Source organism: Microbacterium sp. NPDC087868, assembly GCF_044900755.1.
GTDB classification, from domain to species: Bacteria; Actinomycetota; Actinomycetes; order Actinomycetales; family Microbacteriaceae; genus Microbacterium; species Microbacterium galbinum.
On sequence record NZ_JBJDNO010000002.1, the window covers coordinates 851,827 to 878,231 of the forward strand.

General features: G+C 65.8%; 31 protein-coding genes. 19 read left to right on the plus strand and 12 right to left on the minus strand.

What is annotated here, in order from left to right:
- Positions 1 to 9 precede the first annotated feature (9 nt).
- The 11 genes from ACI2JZ_RS09505 to ACI2JZ_RS09555 all read left to right on the plus strand — a co-directional run bounded on the left by ACI2JZ_RS09505 (position 10) and on the right by ACI2JZ_RS09555 (position 7,047).
- Positions 10 to 1,932 (plus strand): hypothetical protein, encoded by a 1,923-nt coding sequence (locus tag ACI2JZ_RS09505; RefSeq protein ID WP_404597332.1) that lies wholly within the window; start codon positions 10 to 12, stop codon positions 1,930 to 1,932.
- A 77-nt stretch (positions 1,933 to 2,009) separates the two neighbouring features.
- Positions 2,010 to 2,462 carry a hypothetical protein gene (locus ACI2JZ_RS09510; RefSeq protein WP_404597333.1) on the plus strand — a complete coding sequence of 151 codons (453 nt, stop codon included), beginning with the start codon at positions 2,010 to 2,012 and terminating at the stop codon, positions 2,460 to 2,462.
- 156 nt (positions 2,463 to 2,618) lie between these two features.
- On the plus strand, positions 2,619 to 2,885 hold the full coding sequence (locus ACI2JZ_RS09515) for a hypothetical protein (protein ID WP_404597334.1): 267 nt from the start codon (positions 2,619 to 2,621) through the stop codon (positions 2,883 to 2,885).
- A 274-nt stretch (positions 2,886 to 3,159) separates the two neighbouring features.
- On the plus strand, positions 3,160 to 3,558 hold the full coding sequence (locus tag ACI2JZ_RS09520; protein WP_404597335.1) for a hypothetical protein: 399 nt from the start codon (positions 3,160 to 3,162) through the stop codon (positions 3,556 to 3,558).
- Between the two features lie 116 nt (positions 3,559 to 3,674).
- Positions 3,675 to 4,106: a hypothetical protein gene (locus ACI2JZ_RS09525; protein ID WP_404597336.1), complete on the plus strand. Its 432-nt coding sequence runs from the start codon at positions 3,675 to 3,677 to the stop codon at positions 4,104 to 4,106.
- Positions 4,107 to 4,136: 30 nt separating this feature from the next.
- Entirely contained in the window at positions 4,137 to 4,391 is a 255-nt protein-coding gene (locus ACI2JZ_RS09530; protein WP_404597337.1) for a hypothetical protein, read from the plus strand.
- 636 nt (positions 4,392 to 5,027) lie between these two features.
- Complete coding sequence (locus ACI2JZ_RS09535) at positions 5,028 to 5,303, plus strand: hypothetical protein (RefSeq protein WP_404597338.1); 276 nt, start codon at positions 5,028 to 5,030, stop codon at positions 5,301 to 5,303.
- 159 nt (positions 5,304 to 5,462) lie between these two features.
- Positions 5,463 to 5,807 (plus strand): hypothetical protein, encoded by a 345-nt coding sequence (locus ACI2JZ_RS09540; RefSeq protein ID WP_404597339.1) that lies wholly within the window; start codon positions 5,463 to 5,465, stop codon positions 5,805 to 5,807.
- Between the two features lie 48 nt (positions 5,808 to 5,855).
- Positions 5,856 to 6,116 carry a hypothetical protein gene (locus ACI2JZ_RS09545; protein WP_404597340.1) on the plus strand — a complete coding sequence of 87 codons (261 nt, stop codon included), beginning with the start codon at positions 5,856 to 5,858 and terminating at the stop codon, positions 6,114 to 6,116.
- Positions 6,104 to 6,451 carry a hypothetical protein gene (locus tag ACI2JZ_RS09550; protein ID WP_404597341.1) on the plus strand — a complete coding sequence of 116 codons (348 nt, stop codon included), beginning with the start codon at positions 6,104 to 6,106 and terminating at the stop codon, positions 6,449 to 6,451. Before ACI2JZ_RS09545 ends, ACI2JZ_RS09550 begins: the two co-directional genes overlap by 13 nt.
- 101 nt (positions 6,452 to 6,552) lie before the next feature.
- A complete protein-coding gene (locus tag ACI2JZ_RS09555) occupies positions 6,553 to 7,047 on the plus strand; it encodes a hypothetical protein (RefSeq protein ID WP_404597342.1) in 495 nt (164 codons plus the stop codon).
- 481 nt (positions 7,048 to 7,528) lie between these two features.
- Here the strand turns inward: ACI2JZ_RS09555 and pgm are convergent, their stop codons facing one another.
- Positions 7,529 to 9,178 carry a phosphoglucomutase (alpha-D-glucose-1,6-bisphosphate-dependent) gene (pgm, locus tag ACI2JZ_RS09560; protein WP_404597343.1) on the minus strand — a complete coding sequence of 550 codons (1,650 nt, stop codon included), beginning with the start codon at positions 9,176 to 9,178 and terminating at the stop codon, positions 7,529 to 7,531.
- A gap of 68 nt (positions 9,179 to 9,246) precedes the next feature.
- On the opposite strand from pgm, the gene pheA reads away from it, so the two are divergent.
- Complete coding sequence (pheA, locus tag ACI2JZ_RS09565) at positions 9,247 to 10,197, plus strand: prephenate dehydratase (RefSeq protein ID WP_336641729.1); 951 nt, start codon at positions 9,247 to 9,249, stop codon at positions 10,195 to 10,197.
- A 71-nt stretch (positions 10,198 to 10,268) separates the two neighbouring features.
- Here the strand turns inward: pheA and ACI2JZ_RS09570 are convergent, their stop codons facing one another.
- The 5 genes from ACI2JZ_RS09570 to ACI2JZ_RS09590 all read right to left on the minus strand — a co-directional run bounded on the left by ACI2JZ_RS09570 (position 10,269) and on the right by ACI2JZ_RS09590 (position 13,798).
- Positions 10,269 to 10,478: a methyltransferase gene (locus ACI2JZ_RS09570; protein WP_247624535.1), complete on the minus strand. Its 210-nt coding sequence runs from the start codon at positions 10,476 to 10,478 to the stop codon at positions 10,269 to 10,271.
- 165 nt (positions 10,479 to 10,643) lie between these two features.
- A complete protein-coding gene (locus ACI2JZ_RS09575; RefSeq protein ID WP_404597344.1) occupies positions 10,644 to 11,603 on the minus strand; it encodes an endonuclease domain-containing protein in 960 nt (319 codons plus the stop codon).
- A 283-nt stretch (positions 11,604 to 11,886) separates the two neighbouring features.
- Positions 11,887 to 12,927, minus strand: coding sequence for an LLM class flavin-dependent oxidoreductase (locus ACI2JZ_RS09580; protein WP_404597345.1), 1,041 nt, complete (start codon positions 12,925 to 12,927; stop codon positions 11,887 to 11,889).
- 65 nt (positions 12,928 to 12,992) lie between these two features.
- A complete protein-coding gene (locus ACI2JZ_RS09585; RefSeq protein ID WP_247633846.1) occupies positions 12,993 to 13,223 on the minus strand; it encodes a DUF2795 domain-containing protein in 231 nt (76 codons plus the stop codon).
- A gap of 152 nt (positions 13,224 to 13,375) precedes the next feature.
- Entirely contained in the window at positions 13,376 to 13,798 is a 423-nt protein-coding gene (locus ACI2JZ_RS09590) for an Hsp20/alpha crystallin family protein (RefSeq protein WP_247633847.1), read from the minus strand.
- Between the two features lie 129 nt (positions 13,799 to 13,927).
- On the opposite strand from ACI2JZ_RS09590, the gene ACI2JZ_RS09595 reads away from it, so the two are divergent.
- Both ACI2JZ_RS09595 and ACI2JZ_RS09600 read left to right on the plus strand, forming a co-directional pair.
- Positions 13,928 to 14,227 carry a MerR family transcriptional regulator gene (locus ACI2JZ_RS09595; RefSeq protein ID WP_404597346.1) on the plus strand — a complete coding sequence of 100 codons (300 nt, stop codon included), beginning with the start codon at positions 13,928 to 13,930 and terminating at the stop codon, positions 14,225 to 14,227.
- Between the two features lie 27 nt (positions 14,228 to 14,254).
- Positions 14,255 to 15,985: a cation:proton antiporter gene (locus ACI2JZ_RS09600; protein ID WP_404597347.1), complete on the plus strand. Its 1,731-nt coding sequence runs from the start codon at positions 14,255 to 14,257 to the stop codon at positions 15,983 to 15,985.
- A gap of 81 nt (positions 15,986 to 16,066) precedes the next feature.
- Here ACI2JZ_RS09600 and ACI2JZ_RS09605 read toward each other — a convergent pair whose 3' ends face one another.
- Complete coding sequence (locus ACI2JZ_RS09605) at positions 16,067 to 17,494, minus strand: dicarboxylate/amino acid:cation symporter (RefSeq protein WP_404597348.1); 1,428 nt, start codon at positions 17,492 to 17,494, stop codon at positions 16,067 to 16,069.
- A gap of 165 nt (positions 17,495 to 17,659) precedes the next feature.
- Entirely contained in the window at positions 17,660 to 18,007 is a 348-nt protein-coding gene (locus tag ACI2JZ_RS09610) for a hypothetical protein (protein WP_404597349.1), read from the minus strand.
- 84 nt (positions 18,008 to 18,091) lie between these two features.
- Here ACI2JZ_RS09610 and ACI2JZ_RS09615 point away from each other — a divergent pair, with 84 nt between their 5' ends.
- Positions 18,092 to 18,475 (plus strand): YbjQ family protein, encoded by a 384-nt coding sequence (locus ACI2JZ_RS09615; protein ID WP_308209923.1) that lies wholly within the window; start codon positions 18,092 to 18,094, stop codon positions 18,473 to 18,475.
- Here the strand turns inward: ACI2JZ_RS09615 and ACI2JZ_RS09620 are convergent.
- The 3 genes from ACI2JZ_RS09620 to ACI2JZ_RS09630 are packed head-to-tail and all read right to left on the minus strand — an operon-like array spanning position 18,472 to position 20,092.
- Entirely contained in the window at positions 18,472 to 18,711 is a 240-nt protein-coding gene (locus ACI2JZ_RS09620; protein ID WP_247624544.1) for a helix-turn-helix transcriptional regulator, read from the minus strand. The two genes, ACI2JZ_RS09615 and ACI2JZ_RS09620, sit on opposite strands and share 4 nt — an antisense overlap.
- Entirely contained in the window at positions 18,708 to 19,454 is a 747-nt protein-coding gene (locus ACI2JZ_RS09625) for a hypothetical protein (protein ID WP_404597350.1), read from the minus strand. The genes ACI2JZ_RS09620 and ACI2JZ_RS09625 overlap by 4 nt, the downstream gene beginning before the upstream one ends.
- Positions 19,454 to 20,092: a hypothetical protein gene (locus ACI2JZ_RS09630; RefSeq protein ID WP_404597351.1), complete on the minus strand. Its 639-nt coding sequence runs from the start codon at positions 20,090 to 20,092 to the stop codon at positions 19,454 to 19,456. The genes ACI2JZ_RS09625 and ACI2JZ_RS09630 overlap by 1 nt, the downstream gene beginning before the upstream one ends.
- Before the next feature lie 211 nt (positions 20,093 to 20,303).
- Between ACI2JZ_RS09630 and ACI2JZ_RS09635 the strand changes: the two genes are divergently transcribed.
- From ACI2JZ_RS09635 to ACI2JZ_RS09650, 4 genes are all read left to right on the plus strand, one after another.
- The gene (locus tag ACI2JZ_RS09635) at positions 20,304 to 22,832 is read left to right on the plus strand and encodes an ATP-dependent Clp protease ATP-binding subunit (RefSeq protein ID WP_247624547.1); all 2,529 of its coding nucleotides are present in this window, start codon (positions 20,304 to 20,306) and stop codon (positions 22,830 to 22,832) included.
- A 100-nt stretch (positions 22,833 to 22,932) separates the two neighbouring features.
- On the plus strand, positions 22,933 to 23,436 hold the full coding sequence (locus ACI2JZ_RS09640; RefSeq protein WP_247624548.1) for an amino-acid N-acetyltransferase: 504 nt from the start codon (positions 22,933 to 22,935) through the stop codon (positions 23,434 to 23,436).
- A gap of 10 nt (positions 23,437 to 23,446) precedes the next feature.
- Entirely contained in the window at positions 23,447 to 24,142 is a 696-nt protein-coding gene (locus ACI2JZ_RS09645) for a hypothetical protein (protein ID WP_404597352.1), read from the plus strand.
- A gap of 378 nt (positions 24,143 to 24,520) precedes the next feature.
- Positions 24,521 to 24,931: a dehydrogenase gene (locus ACI2JZ_RS09650; RefSeq protein WP_247624550.1), complete on the plus strand. Its 411-nt coding sequence runs from the start codon at positions 24,521 to 24,523 to the stop codon at positions 24,929 to 24,931.
- Between the two features lie 67 nt (positions 24,932 to 24,998).
- Here ACI2JZ_RS09650 and radA read toward each other — a convergent pair whose 3' ends face one another.
- Positions 24,999 to 26,372 carry a DNA repair protein RadA gene (gene radA / locus ACI2JZ_RS09655; protein WP_404597353.1) on the minus strand — a complete coding sequence of 458 codons (1,374 nt, stop codon included), beginning with the start codon at positions 26,370 to 26,372 and terminating at the stop codon, positions 24,999 to 25,001.
- Positions 26,373 to 26,405: the final 33 nt, after the last annotated feature.

Sequence of the window (26,405 nt, forward strand, 5' to 3'; positions counted from 1 at the left end):
GAGTACGCGATGACTGAAGGAGACGTAGCGCTCGCCGGCAACTCCGGTACCGTGCGCGATGTCGGTGCCAACCTGCGCGGACGGACGCTCGCCGCCGACGTTCGGACGAAGCTGGTCAGTACTTACGATCTGTTGGCGGGGGATCAATCGGGCCAAGCAGCATCGCTCGATCGCCTGGCCATCGTCGTGAAGGCCGCGCAAGCACCAGCTGAGCTCGTCCACCTGTCTGACCAATCGTGGGGTGATGCGTCAGAGAGCCTCGGCAGCCAGATGGAAGACATCGCCACTCGCACGAGGAGCGAGCGCCTGACACTCGCCGAGGCCAAGGCGACTGTGATGTCCAAGCAAGACACGCTGGATGCCTACGACCGCACCAGCGACGATGACGACGACTACATGCGTTCACGCCGCGGCCTCGCAAGGGCGGTCGATCACGCCGAAGAGGCGGTCTCTGCCTCGCAGCAGCGACTTACTGCGCTGGACGAGGAGCGTCGGGGCATCGACTCGACAGCTGCGACCAGCATCCAGTCATCGCTTGCCCAATACAGCGCGGCGCGAAACGCCATGCCCGCGGTGCCACACCTGTCTGCTGGCGTCTCGGTATCCGTGACGATGCCCGACGGCACCACTCGATCGGTATCGGCGGTGGATCTCGCTGGGCTCAAAGACCCTGCGGCGATCCGCGCTGTGTGGGATGCAATGACGTCGGAGCAGCGCGAGGCGCTGATCTCTGACTACCCGATGCTGATCGGCAACCTTGAAGGCATCCCGCTTCGCGATCGCAACACCGCCAACGCGATCACGGCGAAGGCTTACCGTGCCGAACTGGAGAAGCAGATCGAGCTGTTCGGCCTCTGGGACAAAGGAACTGATACACACGCCATGGGGCGCACGATCGACGACCTCAAGAACGAGGTGAAGAGCATCGACGCGATGCTCGGAGACCGCAACGAGAAGTATCTTGACTCCGATGGCAAGCCGACCCTCGGTGTCTACAAGGTCTTTGACGAGAACGGCGTAGAGCGTGATCAGCGCGGCGTGATTGTCGTCGGGTTCAATCCGTTGAGAGACAGCTACATCACGTTCCAGGGCGCACTCGACCCCACCACAGGCGACGTCCCTGCGTGGATGGACCAAACAGGGGTCGTGATCCCAGGCACAAACTCCCGACTTGCGGGGTTTACGGATCAAATCAACCTCGGCGATGATCTGATGAAGGAGTCTGGAGACAAGTCCGGCTATTTCGTTTGGCACGGCGCGCCGATGCCCCGGTTCGACCCGATGTTGGGTCAGATCTTGCCGCCCGCGCAACAGGGATATGCAGATGTTGCTGCTCCACGACTGGCCGCATTCGTCAACAGTCTTCGGCTTCCGGCCGGAGTTGATGTCGTGCCGGTGGCACATAGCTATGGCGCCCCGGTCCTCGGAGGAGCTGAATACCTGGGCCTGAAAGCCGACCGTGTGGTTTACGTCGCTCCTGCCGGTCTTGGGCATAACGTCGACGGCATCGAAGACTTTCCCAAAACGAAGGATGTCCCCCATTTCGCGCTGCAGGCGCGCAACGATGCCGTCGTTGGGTGGAACCAAGGACTCGTCGGGCTGGGACTGGGGCATGGACCTACCAATCCATTGACAACAGATGGTGTCACGCGACTGGAGACTGGCTATCTCGATGCCGACGATCCAACCAGCGGAACCATCGAGAGCAAGAACCCTGGATTAGTTGCCACCCATTCAACGGTATTCACCCCAGGGAGCACGTCAATGAGGAACATCACGAACGCGGTCCAAGGGGACCCAGTCTCGCTGTACCATGCGGATGAGCGTATCCGTACCCGAGGACGCGTACCACGGAGCTATGTGGATCCAGACAGCGGCGCTGCGGCGCCGGAGGAGCTCATCTCTTCGACGACACTGGAAGAAATCGAATAATGAGTGATCGATTACGAAAGCAGAGTGCAATCGTTGCATCGTTGGTCTGTGCAGCGTTGTTGGTGGGGTGCGGTGGGATGAGTGCGGAGGAGAAGGTAGTGGTTCAGGAGCAACAACTGGACGAGTTCATCTCTCAGGCAGACGAGTGGGGCGAGGATATCCTCGCGCAGATCCCGGCGTCGGAGCTCGATCCCGAGTCGGAGGCGAGCCCAAGCGGCGGAGTGCGCAAAGCGAGCGACTATTACGAGGAATGGCCGAAGTACTACTACTGGAATCGGAACGTCGAGTTGAAGTCGGAGGGCGTCCGAACGCCCACCAAGATCGCTGACGACCTCGAGCCGTGGCTAGCAGAGCAAGGCTGGCAACGAAACAAAGACAATGAGTTCCCGGCCGGCAAAGAGAGCTTTGAGCGGGACTATTACCGGGATGGCTACCACCTCGTCGTGGAGGTCTACACCACACCTCCGCCTCACGTTCAAAAGGTGAGATTCATGATCGTGACGCCCCAAACTGATCCAGACCGCGCTTGAGTTGTGTCCTCTCCTAATCCGATTCTTCTTCGTCCGGTCGCTGCCTTACTAGCTGCCGTCATCGCGTCCTCGTTGATGCTTGTCGGATGCGGATCGAGCACGAAAGAACAGGTGGTGCAGAGAACACAGTTAGGCGAGTTCGTAGCGCAGGAGAAGGTGGCAGCGCAGGACGAACAGTTGTGGGAGATGATTGTTCAGGCTGAAGGTTGGGGCGCGGAAATCGTCGCGCAGCTACAGCACGGGCCCGTGCCGAGCCACTCGTCTGTGTTTGAGCCTACGAGCACATCGATGTGGAACATCACGCGGGTGGTCGAAGGTAAACCAGTGTCGTTGTATCACCCTGACGATGTCGAGCTTCGCGGTGGCTTCGCGCCCGTGATGGTTGATGGAGCACATCAATGTGGAACATCACGGGCGCTGTGATGGGCGAGCCGGTGTCTCTATTCCACGAGGACGGCCTCTTTGAGCGGAACCGCTCGCGCGGGCGAGTGCCGACAAGTATTGCTGGTGCAGGAGCCGAGGACTTGAGGCCAGATGAGATCATCTCGTCAGAGACCTTGGAGGAGGTAGACGAGTGAATCGTCGAGCGCGTTCCCGTAAGATGCTGCTCCTTCTCGCAGTTCTTGGGGCCGTTTTGTCCGGGTGCGGGGTAGGCGAGGGGAATCGAACAGTGGCACAAGCGGATCAGTTACAGAGCATGGCCGCGCAGGCTGATGCGTGGGGCGGCGAGATTCTGGAACAGATACCCGTGTCGGAGATCGAGTTGATCTCTGACAATGCGGGAGGCAGTCGCAAAGTGAGTGACTACTACGAGGAGTGGCCGAAGTACTACTACTGGGACCAGATGTTGGTGCTACACGCGGAGGGGGCGCGATCACCCTCGGACGTGGCAGATGATCTGGAGCCATGGCTCGAAGAGCAAGGGTGGGAGCGGAACGAGGGTTCTGAGTTCCCTCCAGGCGAGGAGAGCTTCGAGCGCGACTATTACCGGGACGGCTATCACCTCGTGGTGGAGGTATACACCGAGGCGCCTCCCCGCGTTCAGTCGATCAACTTCATGATCGTGACGCCGCAGACTGACCCGGATCGCCCGTGACGGCATCCGTTCGTTACCCGCGTGTTCTCGCCGGGCGTGCTCGCTCGTTTGCGGCGGGTCTACTCGTCTCGCTGGTGATGTTGACCGGATGTGCCGGGATGAGTGCGGAGGAGAGCGTGGCTGCGCAGGAAGCGCAGTTGAACGTGTTTGTCGCGCAGGCTGATGGTTGGGGTGGTGAGATCGTTGCGCAGATTCCGGTGGCGGAGATCGAGCCGGCGGCGGAGTCGTACAACATCGGTGGCGTGCGCAAGGTGAGCGACTACGACGACTGGCCGAAGTACTACTACTGGGACCAGATCGTCGAGTTGAAGGCCGAGGGTGCACGGGCGCCGTCTGAGGTGGCTGATGATCTTGAGCCGTGGCTGGAGGGGCAGGGGTGGGAGCGGAACGAGGAGTCTGAGTTCCCTCCGGGCGAGCGGAGTTTTGAGCGTGATTATTACCGTGATGGATACCACCTTGTCGTCGAGGTGTACACCGTCCCGCCGCCTCATGCGCAGAAACTCGCGTTCATGATCGTGACGCCGCAGACCGATCCGGATCGTCCGTGACGGCATCCGTTCGGTACCCGCTTCTTCCCTATGCCGTCCTCACCGAAGGATATTTGGGCGGAAACTGTCTCGAAATACGGGCTCAGCCCCGACCAGATGTTCGATTTATACAATGCACCATTTCTTAAAGAGATCGCCGAAGCGCGACTGCCGGTGCGATTCACGGTAAACCCCGGCGATCATCCGGAAGCGCTTTCCTTGAAAAAAGAACTCGATTTCCTGAAATCCGCCGGATATGATTTCGATGAAAACACGCTGATTGCTACCCCCGCGCCCGGAAGGTGAATTGTGTATATATCCAACTTGAGAGACTTTCGTGATGCGACTGAAGACTACTTTGGAGGGAAGGCGAGGTACCTCGCAACGGCTGCGAGTGAGAACGACCCATCGAGGGGGTATGTTCGTTTCCTGCTCTATGAGGCGCTTCACTTTCGGTTCATTATAGGGGATCCACCCTATAATGGGCTTGGTATTAGTCGTCAAATCGACGGGAATGAGTCGATAAGCCAGTTTGCTCTGGGTGATCTCACGCTCATTGGAAATGACGAGATGAGCGTATTGAACGCATTCGATATTATCGATACGTATTGTCGCCTGCTTCTCCCGGGCAAGTATCTCAAGCTCTTTGACTCCTAGCCCGAGATTAGCGCTTCGGCGCAGAAGCTGTCGGGATCAAGAGCTGCCCGGAAACCGATGTGCAAATCTTTCTCTCTGCAGACCCGAAACGGCATCATCGTCGGCAGCGGTCAGGGAACTCGTCCATCGGCGCACTCGGACACGGGCTTACGGACGCCAACAATCCCGGCATCGGGCATGCGCTTACACTGCTGTATCGAAAGGCTGAAGATGTATATCTTGGATCTCGAGGATTTCTATAGAAAAGCTAGTGAGTACTTCGGCTCTCGAGGGCATAGTAGGTCCATGAGCCCGACAGGTGGAACGGTGCAACTACTTCTTTACGGATCAGAAGTTTTCTACCTGGGGCTTCCGAATAACCCCAGAGCGGGTATCACATTTCAGTACGAGGCGTCCGGGAACACTCGCACTCAGGACTTCTTCGGCGTGAGGCTGAGCGCGGTTGATAACACCCAGGAAGATGTGGAAAGAGCGTTTGACGTGATCGACAATTTTGCGCGGCTCCATCTTCCGGACAAGTATCTGCAGGCCTGGCATGCTTCGGTATCTGATCCTTCCTGACCAGATTCGGCGACTTGGAGGTGGCTTCACCTCAGAGTGGCGTTGGCCGATGTTTGCTGAGTTTGTGCACGAAGGCGGTGGATTGGCTTGCACGTGCGTGCGCCGAGCTCGCTCGTATGTCGAACGACGACAGCACCAGGAATTGAGAATAATATGTATGTGAGCGATATTCGACATTTTCGTCGAAAGGCTAACGACTATTTTGGCTCGCGCGGTCGATCGCGTTCCTACAACAGCGAGGACAAGACTGCCAAGCTCGTTTTGTATGGCACGGAAGTGTTCTACCTGGGCATGCCGAAATCGCCGCGGGAGGGCATCACATTTCAGTACGAAGTCTCGGTAACGACTCGGAGTCAGAACTTCTTCGGCGTGAGGCTGAGCGCTGTAGAGAACACCCGCGAAGATGTCGAGCGAGCGTTTGACGTTATCGACAACTTTGCTCGGCTTCGCCTTCCCGACAAGTATCTGCGGGCCTGGGATGAGTCGGTATCCGAGCCGTCCTGACCGGATTCAGCCAATTGACGATATGCAATTCTGAATCAAGAAACGAACATGCCATCTTCGCCGAAAGATCTCTGGACGGACGCGAAGGATAGGTTTGGTCTGAGCAGGCCCGAAATGTTCGAGCTTTACAACCGGCCGTTCCTCCAGGAGATCGTTGACAAGAGGCTGCCCGTGAAGTTCACCGAAAACCCCGACAAAGACGAGGGGTACCTGAATGACGAGTATCTGTTCCTGGGTGAAAAAGGCTATGTCTTCGACGAGGATACGCTTACGATGACGCCACCGAAGGGTCGAATATGTATATCTTAGATCTCAAAGATTTCTACAGAAAAGCTAACGAGTACTTCGGTTCTCGAGGGCGTGTTAGGTCCATGAACTCGGCGGACGGAAAGGTAAAGCTACTCCTATACGGTGTAGATGTGTTCTATCTGGGGCTGCCAAATAATCCCAGGGCGGGTATCACGTTTCAGTATGAGGTGTCCGCGACAACTCGCACTCAGGACTTCTTCGGCGTGAGGCTGAGCGCTGTCGAGAACACCCAGGAAGATGTTGAGAGAGCGTTTGACGTGATCGACAACTTTGCTCGGCTTCACCTTCCCGATAAGTACCTCGAAGCGTGGGAAGTTGCGACTGCGTCTAAGTAAACGCGAGCCTACGGGTGCGACCATGAACGCCGACCGTCAAGACGAGAGAACACCTGGACGCTCGACGACTTTGGTTAGTGGCTTAGTGCTAAGAACACAAAATGTACACCGAGAGAACCTTCGGCTTGATCGCGAACTTCGCTCGGCTGCAGGCCCGCTTTCGGCCGAATCAGCGGCGCAATGGCGAGCTGTCGGCAAGGTGCTTGCAGCGCGCGACCTGCCTGCAGCCGTGGCGCCAGTCGCGCCCAAGGAATCGTAACGAGCAAATCTGGACCCTGGGACGAAGCATCGCCTCGGGAAACGCGTTGAGGGGGTCACCGGTACAGATGTACATCTCGAGTTTGAGAGAACTCCGCGATGCCGTGGAGGATCACTTCGGAAAGACGGCGAGGTACTTAGCTACGCATCGTAGCGAAAGCCACCCTGAGCGGGGCTACGTTCAGTTCCTGCTCTACGAGGCGCTTTGCTTCTACTTCGTGGTCCTGGAGCGTCCCTACAGCTCGCTCGGGGTGAGCCGCCGCGTCGAGGGCGAGGCTCCCATCAGCGACTTCATTCTGGTGACCTGTCTTTCATCGAGAACCTCGAGGCTGATGTGACGAAGGCGTTCGCTGTGGTCGATGCCTATTGTCGACTGTTGCTGCCTGACAAGTACTTGAGTTGTTCGATGGTGAGGCGGCCGAGAAGCAGGGCTGCGAGGGGTGATCATGTCGGCCCGCAACCGACCGAGAAAGGTGAGCCAACTGTTGGGCTCGCGCGTACTTTCATGGGCGAGGAGGACCGACGTCCATCAACTGCGCAGACGAAACGGTCTGCCTGGTGCTCTACGGGGTGAAGGAGTTCCGACTCGCGATGCCCGAGTGGCATTGGACGAGCCTCGCGTTCCAGTACAGAGTCTCGGAGCAGCGCTTCACTCAGAGGTTCCTCGGCACGAGCCTGACGTTCGTCGAACACGAAAGAGGACATCGAGAGCGTTCGATTTGCTCGATATGTTCGCGCGACTGCAGCTACCGGACAAGTACCTCGACGCCTGGGAAGCCTCGCGCTCCGACCGTGAGTAGCGCCGGAGCGCCGGCCGCGCTAAGCCCCCAGCGCTGCCGACACCACCGCGCGCGCCTCGGCCTGCACCTCGGCGAGGTGCTCGGGGCCGCGCAGGCTCTCGGCGTAGAGCTTGTAGACGTCTTCGGTGCCCGAGGGGCGCGCGGCGAACCAGGCGTGCTCGGTCTGCACCTTCAGGCCACCGATCGCCGCACCGTTGCCGGGGGCGTGCGAGAGCTTGGCGGTGATGTCCTCGCCGGCGAGGGTCGTCGCGCTGACAGCTTCGGGGGCGAGCTTGCCGAGCGTGGCCTTCTGCTCGGGCGTGGCCGGAGCATCCACCCGCTGGTAGGCCGACGAGCCGAACGCCTGCTCGAGCTCGGCATAGCGCTCCGACGGCGACTTGCCCGTCACGGCGATGATCTCGGCGGCCAGCAGGCACAGCAAGATGCCGTCCTTGTCGGTCGACCACACCGAGCCGTCGAAGCGCAGGAACGACGCACCGGCCGACTCCTCGCCGCCGAACGCGACCGAGCCGTCGAGCAGACCGGGGACGAACCACTTGAACCCGACCGGAACCTCGAGCAGGCGACGGCCGAGCGACTCGGCGACGCGGTCGATGATCATCGACGACACGAGCGTCTTGCCGATCGCGGCATCCCGCGGCCACTCCGTGCGGTGCGAGAACAAGTAGTCGATCGCGACGGCGAGGTAGTGGTTCGGGTTCATGAGGCCGGCATCCGGGGTGACGATGCCGTGGCGGTCGGCGTCCGCGTCGTTGCCGGTGAGTACGTCGAAGTCGCCCTTCTTGGCGACGAGCGAGGCCATGGCCGACGGCGACGACGGATCCATGCGGATCTTCTCGTCCCAGTCGAGCGTCATGAAGCGCCAGGTCGGGTCGACCTCGGGGTTCACGACGGTGAGGTCGAGGTCGAAGACCTCCTTGATGAGCGCCCAGTACTCCACGGATGCTCCGCCCAACGGGTCGGCCCCGATGCGCACACCCGCGCGGCGGATCGCCTCGACGTCGATGATCGACGCGAGGTCGCGCACGTAGGCGTCGCGGAAGTCGTAGCTGCCGATCGTGTCGGCGTCGAGGTCGGCGAAGCGCACGCGCTTCACGCCCTCGAGGTTCGCCTCGATGAGCTGGTTCGCGCGGTCGGCGATCCAGCCCGTGGCGTCGGTGTCGGCGGGGCCGCCGTGCGGCGGGTTGTACTTGAACCCGCCGTCGCGGGGCGGGTTGTGCGAGGGGGTGACGACGATGCCGTCGGCGCGCCCCCCGTTCCCCTCGGATGCCGCGAGGGCCCGGTTGTACGTGAGGATCGCGTGGCTGAGCGCCGGGGTCGGCACCCACGAGTCGCGGGAGTCGACGCGCACGTCGACGCCGTTCGCGACGAGCACCTCGATCGCGCTGCGCTCGGCCGGCAGCGACAGCGCGTGCGTGTCGCGACCGAGGAAGAGCGGGCCCGTGATGCCCTGGCCCGCGCGGTAGTCGACGATCGCCTGCGTGGTGGCGAGGATGTGCACCTCGTTGAAGCTGCCGCTGAGCGACGACCCGCGATGGCCGCTGGTGCCGAAAGCGACGCGCTCGGCGGCGACATCCGGGCGCGGGATGCGGTCGTAGTAGGCGGCGATCAACTCGTCGACATCGATGAGGTCACTTTCCTCCGCGGGGAGGCCGGCACGGCTCGTCATGAGTTCAGTCTGCACCGATCCGGCCCGAGAGGAAACTTCGCGTCGGAGCCTTGACGCGGAGGGCTAAGGTGAAACGCGTGACCGAACGCCGTACCTACAGCTATCTGGGACCCGCCGGAACGTTCACGGAGGCGGCGCTCGACCAGGTCGCCGAAGCCCGAGGCCAGCAGTGGCGTGCCGTGCACAACGTCGGCGAAGCCCTCGCCGACGTGCTCGAGGGCCGCAGCGACGCCGCGATGATCGCGATCGAGAACTCGATCGAAGGCGGCGTCTCCACCACGCAGGACGCCCTCGCGACCCTCCCCGGTCTGCGCATCGTCGGCGAGTACCTCGTTAAGGTGAACTTCGTGCTCGTCGCCCCGCGCGGCACCACGCTCGACGAGGTGTCGGTCATCGCCGCGCACCCCGTCGCCTACGCCCAGTGCCACGGATGGCTCGGCGCGAACATCCCCGCGCACTCGCACGTTCCGGCATCCAGCAACGTCGCCTCGGCGATCGGCGTGCTCGACGGCAGCCTGCCCGCCCAGGCCGCGATCGCCGCCCCCGGCATCGTCAACCACTACGACGTCGACGTGCTCGCCTCCGGCATCGGCGACAACGCCAACGCCGTCACCCGCTTCGTGCTCGTCTCGCGCACGACCGCGCCGCCCGCGCCGACCGGTGCCGACAAGACCTCGCTCATCGTCGAGCTGCCCCACGACCACCCGGGATCGCTCCTCGAGATGCTCGAGCAGTTCTCGACCCGCGGCATCAACCTGTCGCTCATCGAGTCGCGCCCGATCGGCGACGAACTCGGCCGCTATCGTTTCGTCATCGATGCCGACGGCCACATCGAGCACGAACGCATGGCGGATGCGCTGCTCGGCATCCGTCGGTTCAGCCCGCGCGTGGTGTTCCTCGGGTCGTACCCGCGGGCCGACCGTCAGATCGTGCACTACCCGGATCGCTACGCCGACGACGTGTTCGTCGAGGCGCGCGACTGGCTGCGCGGCATCGTCTCGGGTGAGCCCGAGGCCTGAGCCCCCTCCGGCGCGGATCGCGCCCACTCAGCCCCCTCGGCCCTCGGCCCTCCGGCTCCGTCCGTCCCGGGTCAGTGCTCCCGGAAGTTCGGCCAGTCGCTGCCCGGCCGCATGCGCGCGTGGAGCGCACTCTTGGCGACGGCGAGCGACGGGTAGGTTCCGGCCGAGGCATCCGCCCCCGCCATCGTCACCCGATAGCCCTCGTCGTCGTGACGGATGCTGCCGACGACGCCGTTCGGGCCGTAGGCCACCCAGAGGCCGAGTGTGGTGCTGGTGCTCATCATCGAACTCCTCTCCAGGGCTGAGGCTACGCCCGCCGGGGCCGGTGCGCCAGACCTCCGTCGCGCGCCGCGCCGTGCCTTGCCGTGCATCGATCGGTGCGAAACGACGCTTATGGCGTCCGAAAGCCGGCATTTCGCACCGATCAGTGCGCGTCTTCGCGCCGATCAGTGGCGCTTCGCGGCGGCGATCGCGCGACGGATGCGCATGATGACCGACGTGGGCGACTGCAGGTCGAGTTCGGTCAGTCGGATGACCGTCCAACCGCGGTCCTCGAGATCGCGTTGCCGTTGGATGTCCCGTCGCCACTGGTGCCTGTCGGTGCGGTGACCGTCGCCCTCGTATTCGATCGCGATCTTGAGATCGGGGTAGGCGAGGTCGATGCGAGCGATCAGCCGTCCGTCCTCGAGCACCTCGAACTGCACGCTCGGTTCCGGGAGGCCCGCGCGCGCGATGAGTAGTCGGGTCTCGGTCTCCTTCGGCGACTCCACACCTTCGCGCGCGGCTCGGAGTGCCGCACGCACGCGGGTGCAACCGGCGAACGGTCCCCACTCATCGAGCCGGGCGGCGATGTCGTCATGGGTAAGCAAGGGACGCCCCGCCACGCGCCCCGGATAGTTCTCGGCCGAGGTGAGCAGAGCATCGAGGAGCACGGTCAGCTCATCGATCCCCAGCATCCGTGCGCAGGTGAAGACGGTCGCGATCGGGTCGACGACGCTCGCGCCGTCGAGCCGCCAGGTGCGTGCGCGTTCCTCGACGAGTCGCCGCCCGACCACGCCGCGAGTGCGGGGAGGCGTGCACTCCTGCGGCACCGCGACCTCCACGGGGTCGGCCGCGCTCCAGTCGTGAGAGAGCGGAAGGCCCCAGAGGTGAGCGGCGGTGCGCCCCACGAAACGGTGGCGCGGTCGCAGGCGCGGCAGATATGCGGCGACCTGCTCCTTCAGGGTGCTCGGCGTGCTCCGCGAGCGGATGCCGTGGAACGGCCGTTCGAGGTCGACGCCGTCGCGGCGACTCCTGCCGACGCCACGTTCCGCCGCGGCGCGCACGCCGAAGCTGTCGGGGAGCGAACGGGGGAGAGGGTTCGAGCGGCGCACCCGATGATTCTCGGCGGCGCCGGCATCGAGCATCCGCCTTCTCTCCGCGTTTGCGCGCGTTTCACCCGCTCGATCGATCGGTGCAGGAGAAGTCGTAGCGGCCCCGACGCGCCCCGCCGCGCCGCCCCCGCCGCGCCGCCCCCGTCGCGCCGGCCCCGCCGCGCAGCCCCCGACATGCACTGATCGGTCGGAAATGTCGGGAATGGCGCGGCAGAACCGACGCTTTGCACCGATCAGTGCACGGAAGAGGGCGGGCGCAGAGGGACGGGAGGGAACGCGAGAGGAACGGGAGGGAATGAGAGAGGAACGGGAACCGCTACAGTGCTGCGGCGACCAGCTCCAGGGTCTGGGCGCGGCCCGCGGCCGAGTCGGCGGGTTCGGACTCGTAGGCGCCGGCGACGGGGGAGAGCATGACCTCATCGACGCCCCAGCGGCTCGCGAACTCGCGCACCTCGGCGGCGACGGACTCGCCCGTTCCGACGAACCAGCGTGAGCGGGCGGCCTGCACGATCTGATCGGTCGCGGCATCCGATTCGGCGGCCAGCGCCTCCTCCACCGTCTCGAGAGCGATGAGCGGCTTGTTGAGACGCAGCCGCGACATCATGCGCAGCTGCGGCAGGGCGCGCGCCTCGGCCTCCTCGACGGTGGGCGACGCCACGGCGTTGACCGTCAGGAAGGTGAGCGGCGTCGGGTGCTCCTCGCTCGGCTGGTAGTTCGTGCGATAGAGATCGAGCGCGCGCTCGAGGCCCTCGCCCGAGAAGTGGTTGGCGAACACGTACGGCAGGCCGTGGGATGCCGCGAGCTGAGCCGAGTAGTCGCTCGAGCCGAGCAGCCACACCTCGGGGGCGTCGGTCGCCGCGGGCGTCGCACGCACCGTGTACTCCCCGCCGGAGGTGAAGCGCACGGTCGCCCCCTCGTTCGAGACGAGCGCGGCGATGTCCTGCACGTGGCGGGGGAACTGCTCGACGTCGCTGGTGACGCCCGAGCCGCGCAGCAACTGCGTGATCACGGGGTCGCTGCCGGGTGCGCGCCCGAGGCCGAGGTCGATGCGCCCGGGGGCGATCGCGGCCAGGGCCGCGAACTGCTCGGCGACGATGAGCGGCGCGTGGTTCGGCAGCATGACGCCGCCGGAGCCGAGGCGGATGCTCGAGGTGCGGGTCGCGGCGGCGGCGATCAGCACCGGGGGAGTGGTGGATGCCACGGCCGGCATGTTGTGGTGCTCGGCGAACCAGTAACGGCGATAGCCGATCCGGTCGGCGATCTCGGCGAGCGAGAGGGAGGCGCGGATGGCCTCGGCGCTGGTCTGACCGGTGCGCACGGGCACGAGGTCGAGGACGGAGAGTGCGACGTCATTCATCCCCTGCTGCAACCGGGGGGAGCGGCGGGGCATTCCCGCCGCACCCCCGATCGTGCAGAGAGTGGTCAGGCGGCGACCGGCGTGCGTGCCGCGGTGAAGGCATCCGCCAGTGAGCGGCGCGCCAGGCGATAGCGGATGCTCCAGCCGGCGCTGTAGCTCTGCTCGGGCAGTTCGGCGAGCAGCCGGCGGTCCTCGGCGGGAAGCCCGTCGCGCGCGGATTCGCGCAGCAGGTCGTCGCGCGTGGCGGGGTACTCCATCGACGCGAGGAAGCGGTCGAGGTCGGGGGAGGTGGTCATGACGTTCCTTTCACGAGAGGTGGGGGCTACACGGATCGGTGCGAAATGTCGCTCATGGTCTCTCAGAACCGACGGTTCGCACCGATCCGTGCATGGGGAGGCGACCGCGGGGAGGCGCGACCGCGCGAGGCGCGATCGCGCGCCCCCGAGGATCAGGCGTCGATCGCCTGCCGCTGGTCGGCCGATTCGACGGTGATCTTGCGCGGCTTCGCGCGCTCGCTGACGGGGATGATGACCGACAGCACGCCGCTCTCGTAGGAGGCGCTGATGCTGTCGAGGTCGACACCCTCGCCGAGCGTGAACTGGCGCAGGAACGTGCCGGCGCCGCGTTCGCGAGCGAGCCAGCGCACGCCCTCCTGGCTGTCGGCGGTGCGCTGGGCGCGGATGGTCAGCTGCGCTCCGTCGAGATCGACGTCGATCGAGCCCGGGTCTGCGCCCGGCAGATCGGCGTGCAGGATGTAGCGGTCGCCGTCGCGATAGAGGTCCACCGGCATGGACCGGGGGGCGCGAACGGAGTCGAGCACGCTCGCGGCGAAGCGGTCGAGCTGACTGAACGGATCGAAGGTGAGTGCCATGGTGTCTCCTTTCGTGCGGCCCTCTCGGGCTCGATGACCGATGCAGAAGATCTGCATCATTTGATGTAGATTTTTTATAGAACAGATCCAGCCACTTCCGCAAGTCCCGACGTCTCGAAGGAGAACCGGATGCCGCATCGCGATTCGCGCACCCCGCTCTACGGCATCGCCGTCGCCGCGCAGCTCGTCGAACTGCCCGAGGCGACCCTCCGCCTGTTCGAGAGCAGAGGGCTGCTGACGCCCGCGCGGAGCGACGGCGGCACCCGGCGCTACAGCGACGACGACATCGATCGCCTGCGGAGGGCGGCGCAGCTGCGTGACGACGGCATCAACATCGCGGGCATCGCCCGGGTGCTCGACCTCCAGGACGAGAACGCCGATCTGCAGGGCCGGAACGCCGACCTGCGCGACGCTCTCGACGAGGGGTGACGCCGGCGCGGGCGCTAATCTGGCCGGATGGATGCCGAGATCTTCTACGTCCTCGTCGGCGCCGTGGTCGTGGCGGCCATCGCGCGCTGGCGCGGGTGGCCCGCCCCGCTGCTCGTCACGGTCGTCGCGCTCGCGGTGTCGTTCCTTCCGTTCGTGCCCGAGCTGCGTGCCGACGGGCACCTGCTGCTGAACCTCGTGCTGCCGCCGCTGCTGTACTCGGCGGCCCTCGACGTCTCGTTCGTCGGGTTCCGGCGCAGCCTGCCGCAGATCCGCCGCCTGGGCATCTGGCTGGTGCTGATCACGGCGATAGCCGTCGGTCTGATCGCGTGGTGGATCTTCCCCGATCTGGGCCTTCCCGGGGCGCTGCTGCTCGGCGCGATCGCCTCTCCGCCCGATGCGGTCTCGGCCGCCGCGATCGGCCGCAAGCTCGGCCTGCCGCGCCGCATCATGACGGTGCTGTCGGGCGAGAGCCTCATCAACGATGCGACCTCGTTGACGCTGTACCGGGTATTCGCGGCGATCCTCGCGGGCGCGACCGTGAGCGTCTGGGGCGGCATCTGGCAGTTCGTCGTCGCGGTGGCGGTGGGTGTCGGCATCGGCCTGGTGTTCGGCGTCGCGCTGCACCAACTGCGCATGCGCATCTCCGACCCCGTCGTGATCGGTACGTTCGGCCTGCTCGCGCCCTTCGGCGCCTACGCGATCGCCGAGCACCTCAACGGCTCGGGCGTGCTGGCTGTCGTCGCGATGGGCCTCTACGTCGGCTTCAACGCTCCGCGCACCGACTACACGACCCGTCAGCAGGAGAAGCCGATCTGGCTCTCGGCCGACTTCCTGCTCGAGAGCTTCGTGTTCGCGTACATCGGTCTGCAGCTGCCGCGCGTGGTCAGCGACCTCGGCGCCGAATCGATCGGCGAGATCCTGCTGCTCTCGGGCGCCGTGCTCGTGGTCGTGCTGCTCGTGCGCCCGCTGTTCATCTTCCCGGCCAACGCCTGGGCGAACTTCCAGGACCGTCGGCGCCTCGCCCGCTGGGATCGCGGGGTCGAATCGGGAGAGTTCCAGAAGCGGCAGAAGCAGTCGCGGCGCTGGGGCCAGTACACCCCCGACGAGCTGCGCACGCAGATCGTGCGCGAGCGGATGGCGGGCCTCCAGCTCACCTGGAAGGACAACGCGGTCATCTCCTGGGCGGGCATGCGCGGCGTGGTCACGCTCGCGACGGCGCTCGCCGCGGCCGACCTCGCCACCCTCGACGAGCGGGCCTCGCACGCGATCGTCGTGGTCGCGTTCATCGTGACCGTCGGCACGCTGCTGCTGCAGGGGCTCACGCTGCCGATGCTGATCCGCCGCCTCGGCATCGCCAGCGACGTCGATCATGCCGAGGACGAGAAGGCCCTCGCCGCGGTGAAGGAGAAGAGTCGTCGGGCCGGCAAGGCGTTCCTCGCCGAGAAGCGCGTGGAGTGGGAGGAGAAGTACGGCGAGGTCGACCTCTCGATCTTCGACGCCTTTGCCAAGCGCATGACCCGCGTCGAGAAGGACACCGACGAGGCGCAGGAGGTCGAGGACTCGGTTGCCAAGCCCTCGTACGACGACCTCGTCGCCCTGTCGAAGGGCTGGTTGCAGGTGCGCCGCGAGATCCTCCTCGAGGAACGCGACAAGGGCAACCTCGACGAGGAGGTCATGCGCGAGCTGATCGCGGCGATGGATGCTGAGGAGCTCGCCATGGACACCCGCGGGGCGACCCGTCCGGGCGAGCGCGCGTAGCCGCGGCATCCCGCTGACGAACGAGAGCGCCCCGTCCTGGAAGAGGACGGGGCGCTCGTTCGGTGATGCGGCGGGTGGCGCTCAGCGCGTGGCGGCGGGCTCCGGTGCGGCGGTGGTGCCGGCATCCGCCTCGGGGGCGTCGTCGTCATCGTCCTCGGCGAAGGGGAGGCCCTCGCGCGGCGCGTTGTAGAGACCCTCGTCGAGGATGCCTTCGCGCTTGGCGACGATCGTCGGGATGAGCGCCTGGCCCGCGACGTTGACCGCCGTGCGGCCCATGTCGAGGATCGGGTCGATCGCGAGCAGCAGCCCGACGCCCTCGAGCGGCAGGCCGAGCGTCGACAGGGTGAGCGTGAGCATGACGACCGCGCCCGTGGTGCCGGCGGTGGCGGCGGAACCGACGACCGAGACGATCACGATGAGCAGGTACTGCACGAGGTTGAGCTCGATGCCGAAGAACTGCGCGACGAAGATCGCGGCGATGGCCGGGTAGATCGCGGCGCAGCCGTCCATCTTGGTGGTGGCGCCGAACGGCACGGCGAACGAGGCGTACGAGCGGGGCACGCCGAGGTTGCGCTCGGTGACGCGCTCGGTGAGCGGCAGGGTGCCGATCGACGAGCGGCTGACGAAGGCCAGCTGCACGGCGGGCCAGACACCCGAGAAGTACTGCTTGATCGACAGGCCGTGGGTCTTCACCAGCACGGGGTAGACGACGAAGAGCACGAGGGCGAGACCGATGTAGATCGCGATCGCGAACCAGCCGAGCGAGGCGAGCTTCTCCCAGCCGTACTTGATGACGGCGGCACCGATGAGGCCGAAGGTGCCGAGCGGGGCGATGCGGATGATCCACCACAGCACGCGCTGGATGACCTTGAGCAGCGACTCGGTAAAGACGAGGAACGGCTCGGCCTTCTTGCCCGCCTTGAGGGCGGCGATGCCGACGACGGCGGCGACGACGATGACCTGCAGGATGTTGAAGCTGACGCTCGACGAGACGGCGCCGGCTTCGGCGTCGAACGAGCTGCTCACGCCGATGCCGAGGAAGTTCTGGGGGATGAGGCCGAGCAGGAAGTTCCACCACGTGCCGACCGTGTAGGGCTCGCCGGGCTCGAGGCCCTCGCCCGCGCGGGCGCCGGGCTGGATGACGAGGCCGAGCACGATGCCGATAACGACGGCGATGAACGCGGTGATCGCGAACCACAGCAGCGTCTGGCCGGCGAGGCGGGCGGCGTTCTGCACGCGGCGCAGGTTCGAGATGCTCGCCACGATGGCGGTGAAGATGAGGGGCACGACGGCGGCGCGCAGCAGCGTCACGTACGAACTGCCGATGGTGTCGAGGGTGGCCGACAGGCCGTTCGGGTTCTCGGCGGTGGCGCCGAGCTGGCGGCCGATGAGGCCGGCGGCGATGCCGAGGACGAGGGCGGCGAGGATCTGGAAGCCGAACGACGTCAGCAGCTTCCGGATCGGTCCGCGGGTATCAGGCGCCTTCTGCGCGCGAGCGGTGGTACTCATTGCGGGGGAACTCCAGAACAGATTGCGGCATGCCGATATACACGCCAGAACGTTCAACGCTAGGTCTGTCTGAGAATTCCCTGGGCGGAAATGACGAAGGATGACGGATGCCGTAGCATCCGTCATCCTTCGATGTCGATCCGACCGGAGGTCAGACGGGGAGGATCACTCTCCCGTGCCGAGGCACTCTTCCATGTTGTCCTTCAGAACCGTCTGGAGCAGGTCGTAGTCGTCCTGGTTGGCCTGCTTGTCCTCGCCGTTGGCGAGGTAGTTGAGGGTCTCGTTGCTGAGGTCGGAGTCGACGAGGTATCCGGCGAAGCAGGAGGCGGCGTCGGCGGTGAAGATGTCTCCCTGGCCGGCCTCCTCGAAGTACTTGGTGAGTCCGTCGGCGACCTGGGTCTCGGACGGACGGCTCGCACCTCCGCAGGCGGCGAGCGAGAGGGCGAGGGCTGCGGCAGGCAGGGCCAGCAGCAGGCGGGAGCGGGTGCGCAGTTTCCGGTCGAAGTTCATCATGCGGCCAGGTTATCGGCTCTCAGCCCATTGATAGGAATATCTGGATGGGGATATTTACCCATCCGGTTTTCTGATAATGGCGCCGTGCTCTGGCACGATGGCCTCATGTTCATGGTGACGACGAACGATATTCCGGGTTACCGCATCACCCAGGTGCTCGGCGAGGTCATGGGCCTCACGGTGCGCTCGACCGACTTCGGTCAGGGGTTCGCCGCGGGCTTCCGTTCGCTCGGCGGCGGCGAGATCCCCGAGTACACCCAGGTCATGTACGAGGCGCGGCAGGTCGTCATGGGGCGCATGTGGGCCGAGGCCCAGCAGCGCGGCGGCAACGCGATCGTCGCGATGCGCTTCGACGCCGGATCGATCCAGAACTTCACCGAGATCTGCGCGTACGGCACCGCGGTCGTCGTCGAGCCCCTCGCCCCGCAGGCCCCGCAGCCCGCGCCGCCGCAGCCGCCCCGGTTCTAGGGGCGCTCGGCCAGCACCAGCAGCTCGCCGACCTCGCAGTCGAGCGCGTCGCAGATCGCCCGCAGTGTCGAATAACGGATGGCGCGGGCGCGGTCGTTCTTGAGCACCGACAGGTTCACGATGCTCACCCCCACGCGCGCGCTGAGTTCGGTGAGCGTCATGCCGCGGTCGGCGAGCAGCTCGTCGAGGCGGCAGTGGATGCCGGTGAGCTCGTCGTCGTTCTCCGCGGGGCTCATACGAGACCCTCGGTTTCCTTCTGCAGGGACTCGTTCTCGCGCTGCAAGCGCATGCCCTGCCGGAAGACGGCCGCGAGAGCGAGCAGGGCGAGGGCGGCGACGATCGGTACCGGTGTGACGCCTATCTGGAAGGTCTCCGGGTACAGCGCGTTGTCGGTCGGAAGAACGGAGCGGAGAGCGACCGTCGAGGCGATTGCCGGCAACAGGTCGTTCACGGTACCCAGGACCAGCACCGCGATCGAGCCGCCTACGAAAGCTCGCGTGATCGTGGTGCTGAACGGGCGACCGCGAAGAGTCTGGAAGCAGACGATCGCGATCAGCACCGCGGGGATCGTGGAATAGAGAAGAGTGCCGGCCTGTGCCGCAGCCGCGAGCACCCGGGTGGCATCGTCCGGGTGCGAGATCGTCAGGGTCGACGACGTCGCACCGATGCACCACAGTTCAGGGCCGGACGTCTCGCCGGTCGTCCGGCAGGGGAGATCGGATGCCCAGGGGGTCGGGATCTGCGCGTTGCCGATCTCGGCGAACTCGCCGCCGATGGCCTTGCCGACGATGAAGAGGAGTCCGACGGCGGAGAGGAGTGCCCACCAGGAGCTGAGGGTGAGCGTCACGTCGAGGGCGAGCGTGGTGCTCTTTCGGCGGCGGCCGATCACGACGACGATGCCTGCGACGACGGCGACACCGATGAGGATGATGGCGATGCGCAGAAGAGCGGCCGGAAGTTCGGTTGCGGAGGCGAACATCAGACCAGGCCCTCCGTCTCCTTCTCGAGCGCCGACTTCTCGCGCTGCAGGCGATCGCCCACGGCGAAGGCGGTGGCGATCACGGCGACGATGAAGGACGCGAGCACCCAGGTGAAGGGCTCGACGGTGAGCACCGCGGTCGCGAGCCGATTGTCGGTCATCAGCGAGACGGTGGCGTTCGCGAGCATGTTGTCGAAGAACCGCACGGCCGCGAAGCCGATCAGACCGGTGATGCCGGCGATCGAGACGAGGGCGGAGTTGCGGCGGCTGAAGACGTGACCGCTCAGGATGCTGCGCGCGAGCAGCAGCAGGCATCCGACCACCGTCACGACCGTGAGGATGAGCACGAGTTGGCCCAGGATGCCGGGAACGATCGCGATCGGCGTGAGCTGCGGGGCGACGAGGATGCCGCGGTCGAGCTCCATCGGCACCGTCGCCGAGCCGTCGGTGAGAGCGACATCGGCGACCCCGTCGACGAACTCGAGCGTCACCGGCACGTTCGTGCCGCCCGCCAGCACGATGATGCGCATCACGGCGCTGACGCCGATCCACGCGGCGATCGCGACGCCGGCGAGCGAGAAGGCGGCGATCGACCAGCGGTCGCCGCGCGACGGTCGGGTCTGATGCGAGGTGCTCATGTCCACTCCTTATCGATGATCGTTGTTATCGATTCCCGTTAACATATCGACTCTCGATAAAGGCGTCAACCCTTCCGTCCCATCGGCGCCGTAGCGGGGCGTCACCGCACTATGCCGACGGCGAACACGGGCATACACGGCATCCGCGGTCGTTACTCTCGGTATACAAGCGCTCGCACCCACAGGGAACGTGCGAACCAAGGAGTTGACAATGTTCGAGAGATTCACGGACCGAGCCCGTCGTGTGGTCGTCCTCGCCCAAGAAGAGGCGAAGATGCTCAACCACAACTACATCGGTACCGAGCACATCCTGCTCGGTCTCATCCACGAAGGCGAGGGCGTCGCCGCCAAGGCGCTGGAGTCCCTTGGCATCTCCCTCGACGCGGTGCGCGAGCAGGTGCAGGACATCATCGGCCAGGGTCAGCAGCAGCCGACCGGCCACATCCCCTTCACCCCCCGCGCCAAGAAGGTGCTCGAGCTCAGCCTCCGCGAGGCCCTGCAGCTCGGCCACAACTACATCGGCACCGAGCACATCCTGCTCGGTCTCATCCGCGAGGGTGAGGGCGTCGCCGCGCAGGTGCTCGTCAAGCTGGGCGCCGACCTCAACAAGGTGCGCCAGCAGGTCATCCAGCTGCTCTCGGGCGCCCCGGGCCGCGAGCCGGCCGCCGTCGGCGCGCAGAGCAACGACACCCCGAGCGCGCAGGGCGGCTCGCAGGTTCTCGACCAGTTCGGTCGCAACCTGACGCAGGCCGCGCGCGACAACAAGCTCGACCCGGTCATCGGGCGCGAGAAGGAGGCGGAGCGGGTCATGCAGATCCTCTCCCGCCGTTCCAAGAACAACCCCGTGCTGATCGGTGAGCCCGGCGTCGGCAAGACCGCCGTCGTCGAGGGCCTCGCGCAGGCCATCGTCAAGGGCGATGTGCCCGAGACGCTGAAGGACAAGCAGCTGTACTCGCTCGACCTCGGCTCGCTCATCGCCGGTTCCCGCTACCGCGGTGACTTCGAGGAGCGCCTGAAGAAGGTCACCAAGGAGATCCGCACGCGCGGCGACATCATCGTCTTCATCGACGAGATCCACACCCTCGTGGGTGCGGGTGCCGCAGAGGGCGCGATCGACGCGGCCAGCATCCTCAAGCCGCTGCTCGCCCGCGGTGAGCTCCAGACCATCGGCGCCACCACGCTCGACGAGTACCGCAAGCACTTCGAGAAGGATGCCGCCCTCGAGCGCCGCTTCCAGCCGGTGCAGGTCAACGAGCCGAGCCTGCCGCACGCGATCAACATCCTCAAGGGTCTGCGCGACCGCTACGAGGCGCACCACAAGGTGCAGATCACGGACGGCGCGATCGTCGCGGCGGCGAACCTCGCCGACCGCTACGTCTCCGACCGCTTCCTGCCCGACAAGGCCATCGACCTGATCGACGAGGCCGGCGCACGCCTGCGTCTGTCGATCCTGTCGAGCCCGCCCGAGCTGCGCGAGTTCGACGAGAAGATCGCCAAGGTGCGCGAGCAGAAGGAAGTCGCCAGCGAAGAGCAGGACTTCGAGAAGGCCGCCGCCCTCCGCGACGAGGAGAAGAGCCTCCTCGCCGAGCGTCTGCGCCTCGAGAAGCAGTGGCGTGCGGGCGACGTCGCCACCTCCGCGGTGGTCGACGAAGGTCTGATCGCCGAGGTGCTCGCACAGGCCACCGGCATCCCCGTCTTCAAGCTGACGGAAGAGGAGTCCTCGCGACTCGTCTTCATGGAGAAGGCCCTGCACCAGCGCGTCATCGGTCAGGAAGAGGCCATCGCCGCCCTGTCGAAGACGATCCGTCGTCAGCGTGCCGGCCTCAAGGACCCGAAGCGTCCCTCGGGCTCGTTCATCTTCGCCGGCCCCACGGGTGTCGGAAAGACCGAGCTGGCCAAGGCGCTCGCCGAGTTCCTGTTCGACGACGAAGCCGCCCTCATCTCGCTCGACATGAGCGAGTTCGGCGAGAAGCACACCGTCTCGCGTCTGTTCGGTGCCCCTCCCGGGTTCGTCGGATTCGAAGAGGGTGGCCAGCTCACCGAGAAGGTGCGTCGCAAGCCGTTCAGCGTGGTGCTCTTCGACGAGATCGAGAAGGCCCACCCCGACATCTTCAACTCGCTGCTGCAGATCCTCGAAGAGGGTCGGCTCACCGACGGCCAGGGTCGCGTGGTGGACTTCAAGAACACCGTCATCATCATGACCACGAACCTCGGTGCGCGCGACATCGCCGGTGGTCCCGTCGGCTTCCAGATCGAGGGCAGCAACGCCACGACCTACGAGCGGATGAAGGGGAAGGTGAACGAAGAGCTCAAGCGGCACTTCAAGCCCGAGTTCCTCAACCGTGTCGACGACATCATCGTGTTCCCGCAGCTCAACAAGGAGGAGCTGGTGCAGATCGTCGATCTGTTCACCAAGCGCCTCAGCGAGCGGCTGCTCGACCGCGACATGACGATCGAGCTGTCGCAGGCCGCCAAGGAGCGTCTCATCGAGATCGGGTTCGACCCGTCGCTCGGTGCCCGCCCGCTGCGTCGCGCGATGCAGCACGAGGTCGAAGACCGCCTGTCGGAGAAGATCCTGCACGGCGAGCTCGACTCGGGCGACCACGTGAAGGTCGACGCGAAGGACGGGGAGTTCCTGTTCGAGCACGGCCCGCGCGAGGGTGGCCCGGTCTCGGTCGGCGTCAACACCGGCGGCGACATCTCCGGCACCCCCGACCTGGCGATCGCCAGCGGGGAGTGACCCCGCACGAATCCTGAAAGGGGGCGGATGCTTCGGCATCCGCCCCCTTTCCTGTGCCCGCGTCAAGGTCGCAGGTAGGCGGCGGTTCTAGGCTGGAGGGGTGAGCGACTACATCGTCCGGCCGGCGCGGAGCGCCGACATCGTCGGCATCCGCAATCTGCTGCAGCCGATGGTCGAGCAGCGCATCCTCCTGGGTAAGGACCTCGCCGTGCTCTACGGCGCGGTGCAGGAGTTCGTCGTGGCCGAGGCCGACGGCGAGCTGATCGGCTGCGGCGCGCTCCACGTCTTCTGGGAAGACCTCGGCGAGGTGCGTACGCTGCTCGTCAGCGACGCCTGGCTGCACCACGGGGTGGGGCGAGCGATCGTCGACCGCCTCGAGCAGAACGCGGTCACGCTCGGACTCTCGCGGCTGTTCTGCCTGACGTTCGAGGTCGAGTTCTTCACGCGCCGCGGCTTCACGACCATCGGCGAGCAGGTCGTCGATCCCGACGTGTACTCGCAGCTCCTGCGCAGCGGCGACGCGGGTGTCGAGGAATTCCTCGATCTCGCGCACGTCAAGCCCAACACGCTCGGCAACACGCGGATGCTGAAGCACCTGAACTAGCCTGGAACCCATGCCCCGTCAGTCCGCAGCCGTCTATCGTCGTCGGCGCATCGTGTTGCTCGGCGGGCTGATCCTCGTGCTCGCGGCGATCGGTATCGGCGTGTGGCTGCTGCTCGCCCAGCCGTGGGCCTCGGCCGCGTCCGAGAGCACCCCGAAGCCCACCCCGACGACCTCGTCGACCGCGTCGACCCCGACGCCCGGCACGGTCGCGAGTCCGGATGCCGAGGCGTCCAACCCGCAGCTTCCGCCGGACGAGGCTCCGGAGGATGTGCCGGACGCATCGCAGGCGCCCGCGATCGTGGCGTGCCAGGCGAAGGACATCGAGGTGAAGGCCGTCGCCGACGCCGAATCGTACGCCGACGGTGTGCTGCCGAAGCTGTCGATCTCGCTCACCAACAAAGGCTCGAGCGACTGCACGCTCGACGTCGGTTCGACCATGCAGTCGATCACGGTCTCGAGCGGCTCCGACGTGTGGTGGCGCTCGACCGACTGCCAGCAGAACCCGAGCAGCATGATCGCGACGCTCACCGCGGGAACGACCGTCACGAGCAAGGATCCGGTCACCTGGGATCGCACGCGATCGAGCGTCGAAACCTGCGAGCAGGAGAACCGCCAGCGGGCTCCGGGTGGCGGCGCGTCGTATCACGTGGCCGTGTCGATCGGTGGATTCGCCAGCGTATCCACGCAGCAGATCCTGCTCTACTGAGTCGATTCCGATCGTCTTCTGCTCGGAACGCTTCGAAAAGCGTATAAGTCCCGGTTTATTGTTCCGAAAAGCTCTGATGCATCGGTAACGGCTGACAGGGCTGGTTCTTTGGGATACCATTGAAGTCGATTCTCTGATTCATGCGGCACCATGCCATCCCCAGTGGCGTCGACTTACAGCGTCCCCAGCGCTTCGACACCGCCGCTCGAGAATCCGAGGGCCCTCTCGAGTACCCCAGTCCCCAATGTGGGACTCGAGAGGGCCCCAATCGTTTCCGCAGGCTTCGCCCGCGTCGAGACGTCGCTTTCGCCGCGAGACACCACGCCAGACGTGATGGTTCGCGGCGAATGTGGTTTCTCGCGCGCCTAGGCTGGAGGCATGGCAGCGAAGAAGGCGAAGAGCGCGAAGCAGAAGCCGGCACCCGAGGACTTCCGATCGGATGCCCTGGCACTGGCGCTCGAGAAGCAGGACGTCGCGGCGGTCGCTCTCGCGCTGCGCAACGGCACGACGGTCGTGCCGCTGGTGAAGCCCGGCGCACGCGACAACCCGCTCGACACCGGCGAGGTGTGGACCTACCGCGACCCGAACAGCGGCGACCTCGCCCTGCTGCTGTTCAGCGACGCGAAGAACAAGCCCGACAACCTGCCTCCCGGCGTCGGCATCTACACGGCCGAGTGGCTGCGGAAGTTCCTCGGCACGCATCCGATCACGACCGTGTTCCTCGACATCGCCGGTCCTCACCCGATGCAGGCCTCGCCGCAGGAGCTGCTCAAGGCGCTCGAGGCCTGAGCCGCGCGACGCCGCGCTCTCGGCGGCTTCCCGCCGGCTTCCCGACGGCTTCCCGCCCGCACTGTCCTCAGAACGGCGGAATATCGCGCTCGTCGCGTCGACCGCCCCCGCCGCTGCGCGCCTTCACATCGGTGAGGGCGGCGCGCAGCGTCTTCGACCGGTCGTCGACGACCTGCTCGTAGCCCAGGCGCGCGGCCTCGGATCGGCGCTGCGCCGACTGGGTCACGGGGCGGATCTCGCCGGCCAGACTGAGCTCGCCGACGGCCGCCACCGTGCGCGGCACCGAGATCTGACGGATCGACCCGGCCACCGCGATCGCGATCGCCAGGTCGGCGGCCGGCTCGGTGAAGCGCACTCCGCCCACGGTCGAGACGTACACGTCGAGATTGCTGGTCGGTACTCCCGCGCGCCGCTCGAGGATCGCGAGCACCATCGCGACCCGCGCCGCATCGACGCCCTGCACGACGCGCCGCGGGTTCGGGGCCTGCGTGGGCACGGTGAGGGCCTGCACCTCGACGGGGAGGGCGCGGCGCCCCTCGAGCGAGATGGCCACGCACGTGCCGGGCTCGGTCGCCCCTTGTGAGAGGAACAGCCCGGAGGGGTCGGGAACCTCGGCGATGCCGTCGCCGGTCATCTCGAAGCATCCGACCTCGTCGGTGGGGCCGAACCGGTTCTTGAGCGCGCGGATGAAGCGGAGCGACGTCTGCCGGTCGCCCTCGAAGTGGCACACGACATCGACCAGGTGCTCGAGCACACGGGGCCCGGCGACCTGACCGTCTTTCGTGACATGCCCGACGATGATGATCGGCAGTCCACGGTCCTTCGCGACGCGGATGAGCGTCGAGGCCACCTCGCGCACCTGGCTGGGCTGCCCGGCCGCGCCGTCGATCATCGCCGAGGAGACGGTCTGCACCGAGTCGACGATCACCAGCTGCGGCTGCACCTCATCGATGTGGCCCAGGATCGTGGCGAGATCGGTCTCGCTCGCCAGATACAGCTCGTCGTGCAGCGCCCCGGTGCGCTCGGCGCGCAGACGCACCTGCGCGGGGGACTCCTCGGCGCTCGCGTAGAGCACCCGCCGCCCGGCGTGCGCGGCCTTCGCCGCGACCTCGAGCAGCAGCGTGGACTTGCCCACTCCCGGCTCGCCGCTGAGCAGGATCGCCGCCCCGGGCACGATGCCGCCGCCGAGCACGCGGTCGAACTCGCCGACCCCGCTCGTGCGGCGAGGGGCATCGGTCGTGGTGATCTGCGTGATCGGACGCGCGGCCTTCGCCGCCAGGGGAGCCTGCGCGCTCACACGCTGCACGATGCCGGTCTGCGTCGCCTGCTCCTGCACCGTTCCCCACTGCTGGCACTCGCCGCAGCGGCCCACCCACTTGGCGGTCGTCCACCCGCACTCGGTGCAGACGTACGCGGGCGGGGCGGGACGACGGGTGGCCATTCAGCCAGGCTAGCCGCGGCATCCGACATCGCG

What these genes read in the sequence shown, in the direction of transcription:
- ACI2JZ_RS09505 (WP_404597332.1), top strand. Translation starts at nt 10, where the DNA reads ATGACTGAAGGAGACGTAGCGCTCGCCGGCAACTCCGGTACCGTGCGC.
- ACI2JZ_RS09510 (WP_404597333.1), top strand. Translation starts at nt 2,010, where the DNA reads ATGAGTGCGGAGGAGAAGGTAGTGGTTCAGGAGCAACAACTGGACGAG.
- ACI2JZ_RS09520 (WP_404597335.1), top strand. Translation starts at nt 3,160, where the DNA reads ATGGCCGCGCAGGCTGATGCGTGGGGCGGCGAGATTCTGGAACAGATA.
- ACI2JZ_RS09530 (WP_404597337.1), top strand. Translation starts at nt 4,137, where the DNA reads ATGCCGTCCTCACCGAAGGATATTTGGGCGGAAACTGTCTCGAAATAC.
- ACI2JZ_RS09535 (WP_404597338.1), top strand. Translation starts at nt 5,028, where the DNA reads ATGAGCCCGACAGGTGGAACGGTGCAACTACTTCTTTACGGATCAGAA.
- ACI2JZ_RS09545 (WP_404597340.1), top strand. Translation starts at nt 5,856, where the DNA reads ATGCCATCTTCGCCGAAAGATCTCTGGACGGACGCGAAGGATAGGTTT.
- ACI2JZ_RS09550 (WP_404597341.1), top strand. Translation starts at nt 6,104, where the DNA reads ATGTATATCTTAGATCTCAAAGATTTCTACAGAAAAGCTAACGAGTAC.
- ACI2JZ_RS09555 (WP_404597342.1), top strand. Translation starts at nt 6,553, where the DNA reads ATGTACACCGAGAGAACCTTCGGCTTGATCGCGAACTTCGCTCGGCTG.
- pgm (WP_404597343.1), bottom strand. Translation starts at nt 9,178, where the DNA reads ATGACGAGCCGTGCCGGCCTCCCCGCGGAGGAAAGTGACCTCATCGAT.
- ACI2JZ_RS09570 (WP_247624535.1), bottom strand. Translation starts at nt 10,478, where the DNA reads ATGAGCACCAGCACCACACTCGGCCTCTGGGTGGCCTACGGCCCGAAC.
- ACI2JZ_RS09575 (WP_404597344.1), bottom strand. Translation starts at nt 11,603, where the DNA reads ATGCTCGATGCCGGCGCCGCCGAGAATCATCGGGTGCGCCGCTCGAAC.
- ACI2JZ_RS09580 (WP_404597345.1), bottom strand. Translation starts at nt 12,927, where the DNA reads ATGAATGACGTCGCACTCTCCGTCCTCGACCTCGTGCCCGTGCGCACC.
- ACI2JZ_RS09585 (WP_247633846.1), bottom strand. Translation starts at nt 13,223, where the DNA reads ATGACCACCTCCCCCGACCTCGACCGCTTCCTCGCGTCGATGGAGTAC.
- ACI2JZ_RS09590 (WP_247633847.1), bottom strand. Translation starts at nt 13,798, where the DNA reads ATGGCACTCACCTTCGATCCGTTCAGTCAGCTCGACCGCTTCGCCGCG.
- ACI2JZ_RS09595 (WP_404597346.1), top strand. Translation starts at nt 13,928, where the DNA reads ATGCCGCATCGCGATTCGCGCACCCCGCTCTACGGCATCGCCGTCGCC.
- ACI2JZ_RS09600 (WP_404597347.1), top strand. Translation starts at nt 14,255, where the DNA reads ATGGATGCCGAGATCTTCTACGTCCTCGTCGGCGCCGTGGTCGTGGCG.
- ACI2JZ_RS09605 (WP_404597348.1), bottom strand. Translation starts at nt 17,494, where the DNA reads ATGAGTACCACCGCTCGCGCGCAGAAGGCGCCTGATACCCGCGGACCG.
- ACI2JZ_RS09610 (WP_404597349.1), bottom strand. Translation starts at nt 18,007, where the DNA reads ATGATGAACTTCGACCGGAAACTGCGCACCCGCTCCCGCCTGCTGCTG.
- ACI2JZ_RS09620 (WP_247624544.1), bottom strand. Translation starts at nt 18,711, where the DNA reads ATGAGCCCCGCGGAGAACGACGACGAGCTCACCGGCATCCACTGCCGC.
- ACI2JZ_RS09625 (WP_404597350.1), bottom strand. Translation starts at nt 19,454, where the DNA reads ATGTTCGCCTCCGCAACCGAACTTCCGGCCGCTCTTCTGCGCATCGCC.
- ACI2JZ_RS09630 (WP_404597351.1), bottom strand. Translation starts at nt 20,092, where the DNA reads ATGAGCACCTCGCATCAGACCCGACCGTCGCGCGGCGACCGCTGGTCG.
- ACI2JZ_RS09635 (WP_247624547.1), top strand. Translation starts at nt 20,304, where the DNA reads ATGTTCGAGAGATTCACGGACCGAGCCCGTCGTGTGGTCGTCCTCGCC.
- ACI2JZ_RS09645 (WP_404597352.1), top strand. Translation starts at nt 23,447, where the DNA reads ATGCCCCGTCAGTCCGCAGCCGTCTATCGTCGTCGGCGCATCGTGTTG.
- ACI2JZ_RS09650 (WP_247624550.1), top strand. Translation starts at nt 24,521, where the DNA reads ATGGCAGCGAAGAAGGCGAAGAGCGCGAAGCAGAAGCCGGCACCCGAG.
- radA (WP_404597353.1), bottom strand. Translation starts at nt 26,372, where the DNA reads ATGGCCACCCGTCGTCCCGCCCCGCCCGCGTACGTCTGCACCGAGTGC.